Raw genomic sequence first — 12,361 nt, forward strand, 5'->3', positions numbered from 1 at the left:
TGCGCGAGGCTTTTCCTTTAACGCCCGCTGCAACAGCCCAAAATCGCGAGACCAGACATGAAAATCCTGCCCGATCTTTCCCAGCCGAAAATGCGCCGGGTCTTCGCCAAGGCCACCGTTCTGGTGCGCGACGAGGGTTTCGTCCAGTCGCATTCCATGGCCGAGGTCGAGCATCGGGTCTGGAACAAGCTTTCGAAGGAGCGTGTTCGTGGTTGCACGCTTCGCGAAACCGAGCCGAGCGCTCGGCCGTCGCGCCAGCACCAGGCCAAAATCCCCCGCAACGCCCGCCGGCTGTACTCGCCGCAGGATCAGCGCGGGGTCGAGACGGTGTTCGTGATCATGGATCGCGTCACCGGCCAGGTGCTGGCGCGGGTGAAGGGTGGCGCCGCCCATTGTGAAATCGAAGCTGAGAAGCTCGCCCGATCGCAAGGCGGTGAGCTCTCCGATCTCAAAGTCATTTTCGAGGGGGAACTCGCATGATCCGCACAGCTCTGGCCGGTTCGCTGCTCGCGTGGCTGGTCTCACTGATGTCCGGCGAACCGGCGCCTGAATTCTATGAGGTGCATGTGACGACCTACGACAACCAGCTGTACGTGGCTGGCGCCGGGTCGGACTGCGTCGACGCTTGGAAGCACGCTCGTGTGCCGAAAGGGTGGCGTGAAATCCGGTGTGTCCAGGTTCGGTAACCTGGTCGGTCTAGCCCTCACCAAAGCAGGGCGCCCGTTGTCGAGCGGGAGATAAACAAGTCGAGCATCGGGAGCCCTTGCAGTCGTGGCGGGGTTCGTGCGTCCCCAGGACAATGACGACCATGAGCGTCATATCGCTCCTGACCTGGGCATGTCGGTAAACTGCCACCCAATTTTGCGCCTGCGCCTATTTAACAACCCGCCCGAGCTGTTGGGCCTGTGTCTGCAACTGTGAGTTGCTTAATTCGAGTCCGGTTCGGGCTCGGGGTTAGGCTTGGGCGCAGGCGGGGGACCAGTTCGGTCCTCCGCCACGCTTTTGTGCTGCGTGTTCGCGTGAATTTCTAGGAATAAATTCCGCCCTGTGGGGCGGCCAATTTCAGGAGGACAGAATGCAACACCCATACTGGCTGTCGGCAAAGGCCGAACAGCGCCAGGAAGCCATCGAGAGAGACCGGCTGGAGGCCATTCGCTACCTCGAACAGACCAGAGAACGCCGTCTGACCGGCAGGGTGCTCGAAGCAATCGAGACAAAGCACTAGAACTTTTCCTCGCAAGCCTTTCATTCTAAAGGCTTTTTCGGCTCTATATTAAGAACTCTCTTTTTCTTCTCCTAAGTCCCCAAGGGGGGGTAAAGGTTCCAACACATAAAAGAATACCGATTTCAACTCTGACTACGAAAGTTTGTACTCAGAGTACCATATTATTCTTAAGGAAACGAAATCGGACTTTTTGTGGGTGTTGAAATCCCCAGACACGGAGCACCCAATGGCCCGACCGAGCAAGCCCCTGGCCGAGCGTATCCGCCGGCTCACCCACCGATCCGGTGACCACCTCCTCTGGCATGGCCAGATGCGTGGTGGCCGACCACATCTCGACCGAGTTGGCAACCCGGCCCGTATCCTGCTCAATCTCACGGAGCATCCTGACTACCAGATACGGAAGCAGGACTGTGACGTGGATCGATGCATCGACCCGCACCACTATAGGGTGATCCGCGAGCGCAAGTTCAAGTACGACGATCAGCCGAGCACTCCATGGCGCGACCCCCGCGACATGTCCTCGTTCTCCGACCGCGAGCTGGAAGAGATCGCCGAGAATGTCGAGCTCCTAATCGCTGCAGAGATCACGGAAGACGACCTCGGCATCTTCCCGGAGCACATCCGAGATGAAATCCTGAAGCGCGCCACCGCCTAATCCCGACCCAAACCCCGCAACACCAACAGCAACAGCAACCGCACCACATCCACGCCCTTGCCCGGGCGAGGATGAGGCGCAGGCGGCCATGTCGTGTCCTCTGACCTCCAGGACCGGGCCTTACCACCCCGCATGGCCGCCACCAATTCGAGGAGCACGCCCATGCTACAGCTGCCAAGCGCTAGGGGCGACCGCCGCCAGCACTATCTGAACCTCAATTTCTACCAGGAGTATGTTCCCGCCCATTGGATGTTGGGCAAGTTCTGGCAGATCGACCGCGAGATCTACGACGAGTTCCTGAACCTGCTCCCGCCAATCTACTGCGCCGGAGGCTTCCGCCTCTGTGAGCGCCTCACCGGCGACATCGCCGCGACCTTCGTCAAGGTCGGTGCCGACTACTGGTGCGGGTTCACCAATCTGGGCGACACGCCGGCAACAAAGCTGGTGGCACATATCGCCGTTCTAGTTTGACTGGGCTTCGTCAGGGAAGACGAGCTGGTGAAGCGTTGCTCCTTGTGAGGGCGCCCGTTCGACTCGGGCCGACACGCTGAGGGTTCGAGGCCCTCCCCAGTCCATAGTTCGGCTTCGGCCGAAAGATCCCACAGCCCCGTCGATCGGGAGCCAACACAGGAGGCAATCATGAAGTTGTAACCAAGCCACCTCGGCCGTCACATCCTTATCCAGCCTATAAGGCTGGGATCACTGACATAGCGCCCCCATCAACCACCCCGCCCATCCGGGCTGCATACGGCGCACCGGATACCACCCAAATCATTTAATTGGCCAGCCAGACGCTTACAAACGTGAGCTGAGCCATAATATCCCTCGCTGAAAGCGGGTCTGCAACGACCTTAACTTGTGTCCCTGTCCACCGCATGAGCGTGGACCGAACCGCTCCCGCGATAGGTGGAGCAACCAAGGGCGTCCCCACCGGGACGCCCTTTTTGTTTGCCCATCCCGGAGAGCACCGATGCGCGCACAGATCAACCACGCCCGCCGCCACGCCACCTTCAACATTGCCGAACTGAGACGTCAGGGCTACCGCCAGATCGGCCGCGGGGCCTTCTCCACGGCCTTCGCCCATCCCGACGCTCCTGACGTCGTCATCAAGGTCGGCAGGCTCTACAGCCGGCGCATCGGCCTCACCGATGGCTTTCCGCACTTCGCCCAGCAGCTCCTCGACAAGGAGATCTCGAGCAAGTTCTTCCCCAAGATCTACGACCTACACCTCGATACTGGTCGCCAGGTCTTCTGGTGCATCATGAAGCGGTACACCAAAGGCACCCGCAAGCAGCGCCAGGCCTCCAAAGACATTCAGGCCTCGCTGAAGAAAGCCTCTGGCACGTCCAACCACTTCGAAGGCACGCCGGCCGCCCGCTACCGCAAGGCGGTCGAGCAACTGGTCGACTACCGGTTCGTCCCTGACATTCACCCCGGCAACGTGCTGAAGGACGACGATGACACTCCGATCATCATCGACCCGATCTGCATCCAGCCGCGCTACCAGCAGGAGTTCTACGCATGATCACCCAGGAACTGTTCGACACCATCTACCTCGGCCTCCAGGCCCAGGGCTGGCAGCGCTCTTTCAACGCCCAGCGTGATCTATGCATGTATCGCGGCCCCGAGGGTCGCAAGTGCGCGATCGGTCAGGCCATCCCCGACGACGAGTACGACCGGGCCATGGATGACGAAGACGACGACGTCGGAGTCTTCAACTACGACGATTTCCACCGCCGGGACATGTTCCTGAACCTCACCAAGGATCAGTTCAGCGAGCTTCAGTACGCCCACGACAACAACGACGAGCCGGATCAGATGCGCGCCGCCTTCGAGGACATCGCCTGCAAATACGGCCTCAAGGTGCCAGCATGAGCCGTGATCGAGTCCGCTTCATCATGCCCAACGACGGCCCGAACACGGCCCGTGCGGCCCAACGTGCCTTTGGCCTCACCTGCAGCCAGGCCTACAACGCCGTGCGCACGGAGCAGACCATCATCTGCCGGCCCAGCCAGTTCGCCCGCTTCCTGATCTATCGAGGGGGCGCCCACAACTTCAAGCAGCTCAACGTCGAGCTGATCCCGGCGCCCTACATGGACCCGTTTCTCGATGTGACGAGGAACGCGGCATGACCACGAAGATTGCTTTCCCACCATCCCGCTCCGGCGCCGAGCTATACGCGCTTGGCAGGAACGGTCACTTTCAGGCGACGGCAATCAACGTCCTGTCCATGGATCACGCCATCTGGCTGGAGAACTGGACCAGCAAGGAGGCTATCGGCATCGGCCGCGTGGTCCTGCCGGCCGACCGCAACACGGTTCGCGACCTCGCGAACCACCTCAACAGGATAGCTGACCGCTTACCCTGACCCACCAGTTTCAGGTGCCCGCTCTCCTCCGCCAGAACCCAACCATCCACTTAACGGCAACGCATGTTGGCTCGATGTCGCACCTGCATCGGGGCGTGGATGGTTGGACCTACCACTCTCACTCGGAGACCATCATGACCAAGGACGTCACCTTCAACACCGGACGCCTCTACACGCAAGAGGGTCAGATCATCCGCGCCGTCTTCGACGACGTCGCCTGCATCGTCCGGTTCAGCGATTTCTCACGCATGGTCTCGGGCGAGTTCCCGTACCAGCGCCACGGCAACAGCGAGTTCGACCTCGCCCGGGCGGTGATGGTTGCCTACGACCACGGCCTCTACACCCACACCCGCGAGGCACCGCGCCGTGATCCAACGGCAGGGATCAGGAGCATCCGGCTGTGACTTACGGGCATCCTCCGCAGGTACATCCGAGCCTGGCATCGTCGCGGCCGATCAACTCGCGTCTATTTTATGGCAGGGTCCACGCATTCGGTCCCATTTAGTAGGGGACTATCGCCCCGCTGAACGACGCAGAACCGTATCTGGTGAGCGCCTTGGTCAACGATCCACAATGGGAATATCACTCCCCTCGCAGCTTGGAAGCTGTCATTTCCATAAGCACCTTGGGTGTTGAGATCGAACGTGAATTTGCTAGTTGAGGCGAATGGACGATACAGAAGATCACATCGTGCGTTCTTGTTTAACTTGAATAATTTTCCGTCAATAGTCAGCTGCTGAATATTACTAGAACAATCGTACATCGCAGAAGTCTGGACGTTAAGGAGCATTGTACTGCTCCCGCATTCGAATACTTCCGCTTTACCCACTAGCTCCATTTTACAGGCGTCACGGCTTCCCTGCATCTCAAAATGATCTGCTGCTACCGGATCAGCAGTGGCGACTACTAACAGAAAAACAAGGTTCACGCAGCGTCCGATTAGACTAGGCATAATTATCCACAGGGCCCTGGCTGAGGAAGCTTGTGAACAGAATATGATCCTTCGTCACGGTTGGCAACCTAAGCCACCCCAGTGAGTGGCTGACATCGGCGGTCGCGGGCAGTCGCGCCCTGGCATGCTCGCTGCCTATAAGCTCTGCCAACACCGTTTCCCGGACTGGAAGGAAAGCCAATTCTGACCGCTCCGCGGGGTCGGGCGCTAGGGAAGTGCTTCGATCCGCGTGTTACCTTGCAATTTTTCAACGTTTCGTGTCGCCCCAATATTGACTTAAGTCGACGAGTCGACAAAGGCTCGGCCCATGGAAAACCCAGCTAAACGTGAACCCACCCCACGCAAGATCATCGGCTTCAGCTTAGCGCCCGAGGTTGCCCGCGCGGTAAAGGCCGAGGCAGCGAAGCGGGGAATTCCCCTCAAGAAATTGTTTGATGAGATGTGGACGCTCTATAAGAGTGAGGCTCCTAAAGGGAAGTCATGATCCGGACGGACCGCGAATTGGCGGCCACTGCGTTCGCCCTTCTTGCGCCGAAAACCGCGCTCACCGCAGACGAAAAGAAGCTCCTCGTTGACGCGCCCGCGCCCACCGAGAGGGAAATAGAGCGTGTGCGTGCTGCCATTGAGAGTGGCGGCGACCCACTGGGAATAGCCTTCTGCGCCGTCCGCTCTCGGGAAGATCGTCGCGACCTCGGGGCGACCTACACGCCCAAGCCGATCGTCGACGCTATGGTGGGCTGGGCGGAGAATGAAAAGCCGGCGCCCTTGCGAGTTGTGGACGCGGGTGCTGGGTCGGGCCGATTTACCGTAGCCGCGGCTAAAGCATTTCCAAACGCAAGCCTGATTGCCGTAGAGATTGATCCACTTGCGGCATTGATGTTGCGGGCGAATGCCTCTGTCCTCGGGTTCGCGGGCCGGCTAACTGTAAAGTTGGCGGACTACCGAAAGCTGTCCTTACCGAAAATAAAAGGTGCAACGCTTTTCATTGGAAATCCACCGTATGTCCGGCACCACGACATCGGTAAGCAATGGAAGTCGTGGTTGTCTGAAACTGCACAGCATCTAGGGTTTAAGGCGAGCGGGCTGTCGGGTTTGCACATCCATTTCTTTCTGAAGACACGAACATTGGCCCGAGAGGGTGACTACGGCGCATTCATCACGGCATCGGAATGGCTCGACGTGAACTACGGCTCTCTGTTGCGACAAATGCTGGCAGATGGGCTTGGTGGCGCCGCCCTACACGTTCTCGATCCCAAGTCGCAGCCGTTCTCGGATGCGATGGCGACGGGCACGATAACCTGTTTTCGAGTAGGAAACCGCCCAGACCAACTCGTGATGAGGTCGGTTGAGAGCTTGGACGATCTCGCGCCGCTGTCGGATGGGCGGAAAGTTGAATGGGCCGAACTGGAGGCCGCCCCGAAGTGGTCAATCCTCATTCGTCGATCCGCGCCCCCAATCGGGGATCAAATTGAGCTCGGAGAGCTCTTTCGGGTCCATCGGGGCCAAGTATCTGGAAAAAATTCGGTTTGGATTGAGAGCGCCGCAGCGAGTGGCGTTCCGGCGCGGTATCTGTTTCCAACGATCACTCGGGCTCGGGACCTCATCAATGCCGGCGTGGCCCTTGACGACGCGTCACGTTTGAAAAGGGTGGTTGACCTCCCCCGCGATTTGTCTGCTCTCACGAGGGCGGAGCGAAGAGGTGTGGACAGGTTTCTGGCCTGGGCAAAGCAAAATGGGGGAGATCAAGGCTGGATCGCTACTCACCGCCGGGCTTGGTGGTCCATAGGATTGCGTAGCCCGGCCCCCATCCTCTGCACCTACATGGCCCGACGCGTTCCCGCTTTTGTGCGAAACAAGGCGTCGGCTCGGCACCTAAACATCGCCCACGGTCTGTATCCTGTGGAGCCGTTGTCAGAGTTGGTGCTTGACGGCGTGACCCGCCATTTACGCGAGAACGTCAGCCTCGCAAGTGGTCGGACCTATGCCGGAGGACTTGTGAAGTTTGAACCAGGAGAGGTGGAACGGCTTCACATTCCCTCGCCTGCCACGATTGCAGCGATGCACGCATGAACATTCCGAACAGCAAAGCGCCTAGAGTTTGGAGTGGTGAGGAGCTGGCAAGTGAGGCACAGACTGCCCTTGAGGAGTTTGTTGATCGTCGCTTAAAGGAGCCCGAAGGCAGGTACGCAACCCAAATCCGTTCTCGCCGCAAAGCGATCATAAAACTCTTTAGAGTCCTCTCCGGCGTAGACCCAGCAAACCCAGAGCCAGCCGTGGTCAGGTCCATCTTACTTGATGACGATCTGTTCGGTGCGCTTCGCTACATTGCCGCTCCTCCGGTGTCTGAAGACGACCTTGGGGTGCTGGTCACGCGAAAGATAGTGCCGCTGTCGAAAACTGCCCTAAAAGGTTCTGATCCACTCGTTTTGAAGGTTCTTGCGTTGTTGTGCCGTTTGGCAGACCCCTACAGGTTTCCATGGATCGCGGCTAAGAGGACCCCGTCGCCCCGTGAACTCCGCACTGCCGTTCAAACGACGACTATCTTGCAGGCGTCACAGGCCCTCCAGACGGAACGACGAGGGCACGGCAAAATTGTTGAGGGCAGGCTGGAAAGCCGGCTGACTGAACTAGGCTTTGTGAAAGTTTCCGCGCCCCATAAGGGAATAATTGACGAGCCGATCAAGTATCCAGTTTACCCGACGTTTTATGGCGAATGCACCGTCCACGGACGGAAAGTCGATCTGTTTATACCTCTTCAAACGGGAAGGATGATTGCTCTTGAGGCCAAGGACAGCAGCTCAGGCCTGAACAGCGTGAAACGATTAAACAATGACACCGCAGCAAAAGCGAAACATTTTGCGGACCAGGCCGGAAAGAACATTGTCAACGTTGCCCTTCTTTCGGGAGTGTTCAAGCTCACCAGCTTGGTTAGCGCACAGAACGCTGGGCTTTATCTCGTCTGGGCGCACGACCTTGACGGCTTCATCGACTGGGTGAAGGCCCAGACATAATGAGCGCGGGGCGCCAGTCGCCTCGTTTTTCGTCGTCGGCCGGACCCGTATGGCCCGATGATGGTCGGCCCACCCTTCGGCGCCGGTCCTAAGACCCTGGCTTGAACTCGTCCACCACGCGGGCACCGTTGCGAAGTCTCACGATACGGCCCTCACGAACGACCAGGCACTCTTCGTAGGCCGCCCGAGCCACGCGAATATTCTTCGCCACGGCCACCGTCTCATCCACCCGCAGATCATCGAGACTCCACACCTCAACGTGGAAGGCGAAATCATCGCTGGTCTCTGGGATGGCACGCATGGAATATATTCCTACACCCTGAACGGACGGAGAACAAGCCTCCATGAGCATTGACGAGATGATCGAGCATTCGTTCCGCAATTTTCACGTCAAGGGGTTCGACTATCTGTGCATGAAGCGGACGCCGGAACACACCCGCAAGGTGTATTTTTTCGACGGAAACGTGTCGCAGTTGCCCGAGGTCGTGAACCCTCACGACCATCGCTACCATTTCTACACCACCGTGTTGACCGGCGTGATGTCCAATTCAGTCTATTTGCCGGACGACAAGCACGGCGAGGTCTACAACGAATTTGACTGGCGCACACCGCTCAACGGCGGCGATGGTTTCACCTGGAAGCGCGAGACTCGGCTCTTCGAGCACCAGCGGTTCTTTTACCGGCCTGGCGAGCGCTACGGCATGTGGGCGCAGGACTTCCACACCATCCGCATGCACGCCGAAGGCACGGTCATCGTGCTCGACCAGTACGAGGACATTGTGCCGGTCGGCGCACCAACGCGCACTTTCATGAAGGAGCGCCAGCCCCCGAGCCTGGACGGTCTCTACGAGAAGTTCACTCCCGACCAGCTGCTCAAGAGGATGGCCCAATACAAGGAGCTGCTTGACCAATGAAGTCCTTCACCCTCGACGGCAAGCGCCACAAGATCCACCCCAAGATCCCTCTCCAGCAGATCCGCTGGGTCGTCGGCCGCCAGCACGTCGGCACGCCCGACGACGAGATCGAGAAGCTGGTCGTCGAACGCACCAAGGACTGGCCCAGGGCAGCGATCGACTCCGCCAAGAAGCTGGCGCTGTGGTTCCACCGCAAGAACCAGGAGCTGGTGCGGGAGATGAGGCTGTGAACCTCGCTGATGTCACTGATCACGACCTACTCAAAGCTGGCTTGGTCAGCGTGAACGAGCTCGTCGAGGACGGTCCGATCACGGATCCATTCCGTTGTGGTGTGTTCGATCCCGAGCACGACTGGAGCGAGACCCAGCACGATCTCGAGGACGAACCTCCGTATCAGTTCTGCCACGTTTGTGGCGGCGTTCGGCTTCCGCAACCTGGGTAGTTGTACAGGTACCGACGCAGCTATGCCGATGAGAAAACAACAGCTCCCGATCAGCTCGCAACCTTGGAGATCCAAATGAGCAAAATGCCGATGCTGCCAGGCTACTACTGGGCGAAATGGCGGATAGCCGCGGAGGGAACCGTCGAAGGCGACGAGCTTACCCCGAGTGACTTTTGGGAGATTGTCCAGGTCAATGAAAATGACCCCAATTGGGAGCTCCACCCTGCTGAAGACATGGCACTCTCGGTTTCAGTCAGCGGCGTCAGCGAGACCCAGTGGCGTGACTGCTTCGTATGGGGTGATTTCGTCGCTCCGCTGCACAATGAACCGCTCTCGCATTTGACCCCCGCTCTGCCGGTTCAGCGCAACTTCTGGCTGAGCTATGACCACCAATCCGGCAGGTGGTGCGTGGGAAACGAGCCGCCGAAGGTCATTCGAACTGGCGCAGAGATAATCCACACTCGCGAAGTTCTCCCGGCTCTGGAAGCCGAGGCGGTAACCAGAGCCGATATTCTCCGCGAGTGGTTTGGAGGGGATAGGTACGCCCGTGACTACGAATATCTTGACGCCAATTATGGCTTTCTGGCAGACCGAGTTGTCGCGTACCTCACAGCACGCGTTCGAGCGGCAAAGGCCTAGTCCTCCACTAGACCCTGCAGCGACGCATGACGCAGCTTGTTCTCGCCCCGCAGATAGCGCACCCGGGCTTTGACGCTGGGCTTGAGCCATTCGACCTCCGGCCCCGTCACCGCCTTCGGAACCCCCTCGGGTGGCTTGCCCTTGCGGACGCGCTGCATCAGTCGTTCACGCATTTGCTTGGTTAGCGCGATGGTGGCAGGGCCGGCATATTTGCCGTCGCGCACCATAAGCCCAACGGTCTGCTTGCCAGGCTCCCGTTTCAGGCCGAGCAGTTCGAAGTCGCCAACTTCCCAGCATTTGGTCTTGACCCAGGAACCCTTCCGATAGGGACTGTTCCGGCGCTTCGAGACCATTCCCTCCAGGTCCATCTTCTCGATAGCTGCGTAAAACTCGGCACCGCCTCCCTCGACATGTTGGCTGTACTGGATGATGCCCTCGGCCGGCTTCACAAGATCCCAAAGGATCGCCTTCCGCTCGATTGCTGGCAGCGAGCGAAGGTCCCGCCCGTCAAGATGCAGGATGTCGAAGGCGACGAAAGCCAGCAACTCAGCATTCCACGTCATCCGGGAATGCATCTCATGAAAATTCGGCCTGCCGTCAGGATCCGGCGCGATCACCTCGCCGTCGAGAATGAAGGACTTGGCCTTCAGCTTCTCCGCAGCGGCGACGATCGGCCAATACCGTTTTGACCAGTCGGTGCCGTTCTTGGTGAAGGCCCGAACGCCTGCCCAGTCACGAATGATCTGGGTGCGGAAGCCGTCATATTTGATCTCGTGCAACCAGTCGTCGCTGACCGGCGCCTCAAGCACCAGAACTGGCTCAAGCGGTTTGATGAACTTCAGCCGCTCAACGCTACGCATGCAACTCCTCCTGGCGATAAGCCGCGAGGACCAATTCTGTTCCGAGGCATTTTAGCCAAATTGAATATACCAACTAATGGGGAGACGAATGAGACGCCATCGCTTCTTGAGGGTGCGACTGAAAGGCACGCATGAGACAGCGATTGGGCGGAAGAGCCCCCGCGGCTGCGTCCTCGTCCAGTTCGACCGCATCGACCATCCCCAGTCCCATGGGTGGCACCTGTACCCGCGCCATCATTTCGTTCGGCGCCGATGAGACTCCGCGCCATCTGGAGCAAGCGCTACCAGCACTGGGTGCTTTGCCAGGATCAGCCCTGCGAAAAGGGCGAGACCAGTGTCGTCGCCCGTCTCTACGACTGCAACGGGCCGGCGATCGCCGAGCGCTTCAACATCCACCCACTCCCCCAACGATATCTTACCCTCATGAAGGAGGTTTACGAGCTGTGACCAAGAACCAAATCCTGGCGTCCGTCTTGACCGGGCCGGCCGACGACATGCCAGCGATCATCGCAATGGCCATCAATCAGTGGACATCGTTCGGCAACGGCGTGACGCCGCTGCTCGAAAAAGTCTCCGAAGAGCTCGAAGCAGTCGACCCTGACCTGCGTGGAGAGTTCACCATGGCCTTGGAGGATTGGCAGTGAGCACCGCGCGCTACTTCTGCCTGGCCGTCTACGGCTTCAAGAAATGTTGTCCGGTCCACACAACCCCTTACACAAAGGACAACGCTGAGCGCGCCAAACGGTGGCAGGGTGGTCACAACTACCATGTGGTAACGGCGCACCCCACCGAGCGCGGCACGTTCGTGTCGGTCGAGACCGGCGCGCACTTCGAGGCTAGCCAGATGGGCTACACCAAGGAGGCTTGGGAGCGCTTCCTCGACCGCATATGGCCGTCAGTATGAAGCCGCGCCACAAGGCGATGCTGAAGATCCTGAAGCTGACCGAGGTGACCACCGCGCGTGGCTTCACCGAAGGTGAGGTGCGAACCGCCGACGCCAAGATCCAGCTGCTGATGGACACCTACAACCTTGAGTTCAGAAAGCCCCGCCGGCGCAGCTGGTGGTCATTCATCTGGAGTAAGAAATGCCCAAATACCAGGACATCGTCAGCGAACTGATCAGGCTGTACGAGGCCGGCTACAACGACGCCATGCTCGCCAGCCGCCTGCGTGACCACATGGAGCCCAAGCATCGCGCCCTGACTCGGGCCGAGCGTTTCATCTGTGGCTTCGAGGACGACGAGCTCCAGGAAGGCATTCTCGCCCTGCTGAAGGAGATCAGAGACGCCCAATGA

General features: G+C 59.1%; 23 protein-coding genes. 21 read left to right on the plus strand and 2 right to left on the minus strand.

What is annotated here, in order from left to right; translation table 11 throughout:
* Positions 1-57 precede the first annotated feature (57 nt).
* The 13 genes from AC0L2M_RS04865 (at position 58) to AC0L2M_RS04925 (ending at position 8,211) form a co-directional block, all read left to right on the plus strand.
* Positions 58-480 (plus strand): hypothetical protein, encoded by a 423-nt coding sequence (locus AC0L2M_RS04865; RefSeq protein WP_473534200.1) that lies wholly within the window; start codon positions 58-60, stop codon positions 478-480.
* Complete coding sequence (locus AC0L2M_RS04870) at positions 477-686, plus strand: hypothetical protein (protein ID WP_128204493.1); 210 nt, start codon at positions 477-479, stop codon at positions 684-686. Before AC0L2M_RS04865 ends, AC0L2M_RS04870 begins: the two co-directional genes overlap by 4 nt.
* Positions 687-1,075: 389 nt before the next feature.
* Positions 1,076-1,225: a hypothetical protein gene (locus AC0L2M_RS04875; protein WP_473534201.1), complete on the plus strand. Its 150-nt coding sequence runs from the start codon at positions 1,076-1,078 to the stop codon at positions 1,223-1,225.
* Positions 1,226-1,451: 226 nt separating this feature from the next.
* Entirely contained in the window at positions 1,452-1,880 is a 429-nt protein-coding gene (locus tag AC0L2M_RS04880; protein ID WP_473534202.1) for a hypothetical protein, read from the plus strand.
* A 162-nt stretch (positions 1,881-2,042) separates the two neighbouring features.
* Entirely contained in the window at positions 2,043-2,351 is a 309-nt protein-coding gene (locus AC0L2M_RS04885; RefSeq protein WP_473534203.1) for a hypothetical protein, read from the plus strand.
* Between the two features lie 499 nt (positions 2,352-2,850).
* Positions 2,851-3,405, plus strand: a complete 555-nt coding sequence (locus AC0L2M_RS04890; protein WP_473534204.1) for a hypothetical protein — start codon at positions 2,851-2,853, stop codon at positions 3,403-3,405.
* The gene (locus AC0L2M_RS04895) at positions 3,402-3,755 is read left to right on the plus strand and encodes a hypothetical protein (RefSeq protein WP_473534205.1); all 354 of its coding nucleotides are present in this window, start codon (positions 3,402-3,404) and stop codon (positions 3,753-3,755) included. The genes AC0L2M_RS04890 and AC0L2M_RS04895 overlap by 4 nt, the downstream gene beginning before the upstream one ends.
* Positions 3,752-4,012 (plus strand): hypothetical protein, encoded by a 261-nt coding sequence (locus tag AC0L2M_RS04900; RefSeq protein WP_473534206.1) that lies wholly within the window; start codon positions 3,752-3,754, stop codon positions 4,010-4,012. Before AC0L2M_RS04895 ends, AC0L2M_RS04900 begins: the two co-directional genes overlap by 4 nt.
* Positions 4,009-4,248, plus strand: a complete 240-nt coding sequence (locus AC0L2M_RS04905) for a hypothetical protein (protein WP_473534207.1) — start codon at positions 4,009-4,011, stop codon at positions 4,246-4,248. The genes AC0L2M_RS04900 and AC0L2M_RS04905 overlap by 4 nt, the downstream gene beginning before the upstream one ends.
* A gap of 134 nt (positions 4,249-4,382) precedes the next feature.
* Positions 4,383-4,652, plus strand: coding sequence for a hypothetical protein (locus tag AC0L2M_RS04910; RefSeq protein ID WP_473534208.1), 270 nt, complete (start codon positions 4,383-4,385; stop codon positions 4,650-4,652).
* 855 nt (positions 4,653-5,507) lie between these two features.
* Positions 5,508-5,684 carry a hypothetical protein gene (locus tag AC0L2M_RS04915; protein WP_473534209.1) on the plus strand — a complete coding sequence of 59 codons (177 nt, stop codon included), beginning with the start codon at positions 5,508-5,510 and terminating at the stop codon, positions 5,682-5,684.
* A complete protein-coding gene (locus AC0L2M_RS04920) occupies positions 5,681-7,270 on the plus strand; it encodes an Eco57I restriction-modification methylase domain-containing protein (RefSeq protein WP_473534210.1) in 1,590 nt (529 codons plus the stop codon). The genes AC0L2M_RS04915 and AC0L2M_RS04920 overlap by 4 nt, the downstream gene beginning before the upstream one ends.
* Entirely contained in the window at positions 7,267-8,211 is a 945-nt protein-coding gene (locus AC0L2M_RS04925) for a XamI family restriction endonuclease (protein ID WP_473534211.1), read from the plus strand. Before AC0L2M_RS04920 ends, AC0L2M_RS04925 begins: the two co-directional genes overlap by 4 nt.
* 88 nt (positions 8,212-8,299) lie before the next feature.
* Here the strand turns inward: AC0L2M_RS04925 and AC0L2M_RS04930 are convergent, their stop codons facing one another.
* Positions 8,300-8,512 carry a hypothetical protein gene (locus AC0L2M_RS04930; RefSeq protein ID WP_473534212.1) on the minus strand — a complete coding sequence of 71 codons (213 nt, stop codon included), beginning with the start codon at positions 8,510-8,512 and terminating at the stop codon, positions 8,300-8,302.
* Between the two features lie 43 nt (positions 8,513-8,555).
* Between AC0L2M_RS04930 and AC0L2M_RS04935 the strand changes: the two genes are divergently transcribed.
* From AC0L2M_RS04935 to AC0L2M_RS04945, 3 genes are all read left to right on the plus strand, one after another.
* Positions 8,556-9,125, plus strand: coding sequence for a hypothetical protein (locus tag AC0L2M_RS04935; protein ID WP_473534213.1), 570 nt, complete (start codon positions 8,556-8,558; stop codon positions 9,123-9,125).
* Entirely contained in the window at positions 9,122-9,355 is a 234-nt protein-coding gene (locus AC0L2M_RS04940) for a hypothetical protein (protein ID WP_473534214.1), read from the plus strand. Before AC0L2M_RS04935 ends, AC0L2M_RS04940 begins: the two co-directional genes overlap by 4 nt.
* A gap of 287 nt (positions 9,356-9,642) precedes the next feature.
* Positions 9,643-10,206 carry a hypothetical protein gene (locus tag AC0L2M_RS04945; RefSeq protein WP_473534215.1) on the plus strand — a complete coding sequence of 188 codons (564 nt, stop codon included), beginning with the start codon at positions 9,643-9,645 and terminating at the stop codon, positions 10,204-10,206.
* Here the strand turns inward: AC0L2M_RS04945 and AC0L2M_RS04950 are convergent.
* Entirely contained in the window at positions 10,203-11,066 is an 864-nt protein-coding gene (locus tag AC0L2M_RS04950; protein ID WP_473534216.1) for an ATP-dependent DNA ligase, read from the minus strand. The two genes, AC0L2M_RS04945 and AC0L2M_RS04950, sit on opposite strands and share 4 nt — an antisense overlap.
* Before the next feature lie 252 nt (positions 11,067-11,318).
* Between AC0L2M_RS04950 and AC0L2M_RS04955 the strand changes: the two genes are divergently transcribed.
* From AC0L2M_RS04955 to AC0L2M_RS04975, 5 genes are read left to right on the plus strand one after another with little or no spacing between them, the layout of a single operon-like run.
* Positions 11,319-11,513 (plus strand): hypothetical protein, encoded by a 195-nt coding sequence (locus tag AC0L2M_RS04955; RefSeq protein ID WP_473534217.1) that lies wholly within the window; start codon positions 11,319-11,321, stop codon positions 11,511-11,513.
* Entirely contained in the window at positions 11,510-11,710 is a 201-nt protein-coding gene (locus AC0L2M_RS04960) for a hypothetical protein (protein WP_473534218.1), read from the plus strand. Before AC0L2M_RS04955 ends, AC0L2M_RS04960 begins: the two co-directional genes overlap by 4 nt.
* Positions 11,707-11,970 carry a hypothetical protein gene (locus AC0L2M_RS04965; RefSeq protein ID WP_473534219.1) on the plus strand — a complete coding sequence of 88 codons (264 nt, stop codon included), beginning with the start codon at positions 11,707-11,709 and terminating at the stop codon, positions 11,968-11,970. Before AC0L2M_RS04960 ends, AC0L2M_RS04965 begins: the two co-directional genes overlap by 4 nt.
* Positions 11,967-12,185, plus strand: coding sequence for a hypothetical protein (locus AC0L2M_RS04970; protein ID WP_473534220.1), 219 nt, complete (start codon positions 11,967-11,969; stop codon positions 12,183-12,185). The genes AC0L2M_RS04965 and AC0L2M_RS04970 overlap by 4 nt, the downstream gene beginning before the upstream one ends.
* Positions 12,152-12,361 carry a hypothetical protein gene (locus AC0L2M_RS04975; RefSeq protein WP_473534221.1) on the plus strand — a complete coding sequence of 70 codons (210 nt, stop codon included), beginning with the start codon at positions 12,152-12,154 and terminating at the stop codon, positions 12,359-12,361. The genes AC0L2M_RS04970 and AC0L2M_RS04975 overlap by 34 nt, the downstream gene beginning before the upstream one ends.

The organism is Mesorhizobium sp. WSM4806 (assembly GCF_055811635.1).

Excerpts from the sequence above, each read along its gene's own strand:
- AC0L2M_RS04945 (WP_473534215.1), top strand. The coding sequence starts at position 9,643 with ATGAGCAAAATGCCGATGCTGCCAGGCTACTACTGGGCGAAATGGCGG.
- AC0L2M_RS04895 (WP_473534205.1), top strand. The coding sequence starts at position 3,402 with ATGATCACCCAGGAACTGTTCGACACCATCTACCTCGGCCTCCAGGCC.
- AC0L2M_RS04975 (WP_473534221.1), top strand. The coding sequence starts at position 12,152 with ATGCCCAAATACCAGGACATCGTCAGCGAACTGATCAGGCTGTACGAG.
- AC0L2M_RS04910 (WP_473534208.1), top strand. The coding sequence starts at position 4,383 with ATGACCAAGGACGTCACCTTCAACACCGGACGCCTCTACACGCAAGAG.
- AC0L2M_RS04870 (WP_128204493.1), top strand. The coding sequence starts at position 477 with ATGATCCGCACAGCTCTGGCCGGTTCGCTGCTCGCGTGGCTGGTCTCA.
- AC0L2M_RS04935 (WP_473534213.1), top strand. The coding sequence starts at position 8,556 with ATGAGCATTGACGAGATGATCGAGCATTCGTTCCGCAATTTTCACGTC.
- AC0L2M_RS04925 (WP_473534211.1), top strand. The coding sequence starts at position 7,267 with ATGAACATTCCGAACAGCAAAGCGCCTAGAGTTTGGAGTGGTGAGGAG.
- AC0L2M_RS04970 (WP_473534220.1), top strand. The coding sequence starts at position 11,967 with ATGAAGCCGCGCCACAAGGCGATGCTGAAGATCCTGAAGCTGACCGAG.
- AC0L2M_RS04865 (WP_473534200.1), top strand. The coding sequence starts at position 58 with ATGAAAATCCTGCCCGATCTTTCCCAGCCGAAAATGCGCCGGGTCTTC.
- AC0L2M_RS04950 (WP_473534216.1), bottom strand. The coding sequence starts at position 11,066 with ATGCGTAGCGTTGAGCGGCTGAAGTTCATCAAACCGCTTGAGCCAGTT.
- AC0L2M_RS04905 (WP_473534207.1), top strand. The coding sequence starts at position 4,009 with ATGACCACGAAGATTGCTTTCCCACCATCCCGCTCCGGCGCCGAGCTA.
- AC0L2M_RS04915 (WP_473534209.1), top strand. The coding sequence starts at position 5,508 with ATGGAAAACCCAGCTAAACGTGAACCCACCCCACGCAAGATCATCGGC.
- AC0L2M_RS04875 (WP_473534201.1), top strand. The coding sequence starts at position 1,076 with ATGCAACACCCATACTGGCTGTCGGCAAAGGCCGAACAGCGCCAGGAA.
- AC0L2M_RS04930 (WP_473534212.1), bottom strand. The coding sequence starts at position 8,512 with ATGCGTGCCATCCCAGAGACCAGCGATGATTTCGCCTTCCACGTTGAG.
- AC0L2M_RS04880 (WP_473534202.1), top strand. The coding sequence starts at position 1,452 with ATGGCCCGACCGAGCAAGCCCCTGGCCGAGCGTATCCGCCGGCTCACC.
- AC0L2M_RS04940 (WP_473534214.1), top strand. The coding sequence starts at position 9,122 with ATGAAGTCCTTCACCCTCGACGGCAAGCGCCACAAGATCCACCCCAAG.
- AC0L2M_RS04890 (WP_473534204.1), top strand. The coding sequence starts at position 2,851 with ATGCGCGCACAGATCAACCACGCCCGCCGCCACGCCACCTTCAACATT.
- AC0L2M_RS04955 (WP_473534217.1), top strand. The coding sequence starts at position 11,319 with ATGAGACTCCGCGCCATCTGGAGCAAGCGCTACCAGCACTGGGTGCTT.
- AC0L2M_RS04900 (WP_473534206.1), top strand. The coding sequence starts at position 3,752 with ATGAGCCGTGATCGAGTCCGCTTCATCATGCCCAACGACGGCCCGAAC.
- AC0L2M_RS04885 (WP_473534203.1), top strand. The coding sequence starts at position 2,043 with ATGCTACAGCTGCCAAGCGCTAGGGGCGACCGCCGCCAGCACTATCTG.
- AC0L2M_RS04920 (WP_473534210.1), top strand. The coding sequence starts at position 5,681 with ATGATCCGGACGGACCGCGAATTGGCGGCCACTGCGTTCGCCCTTCTT.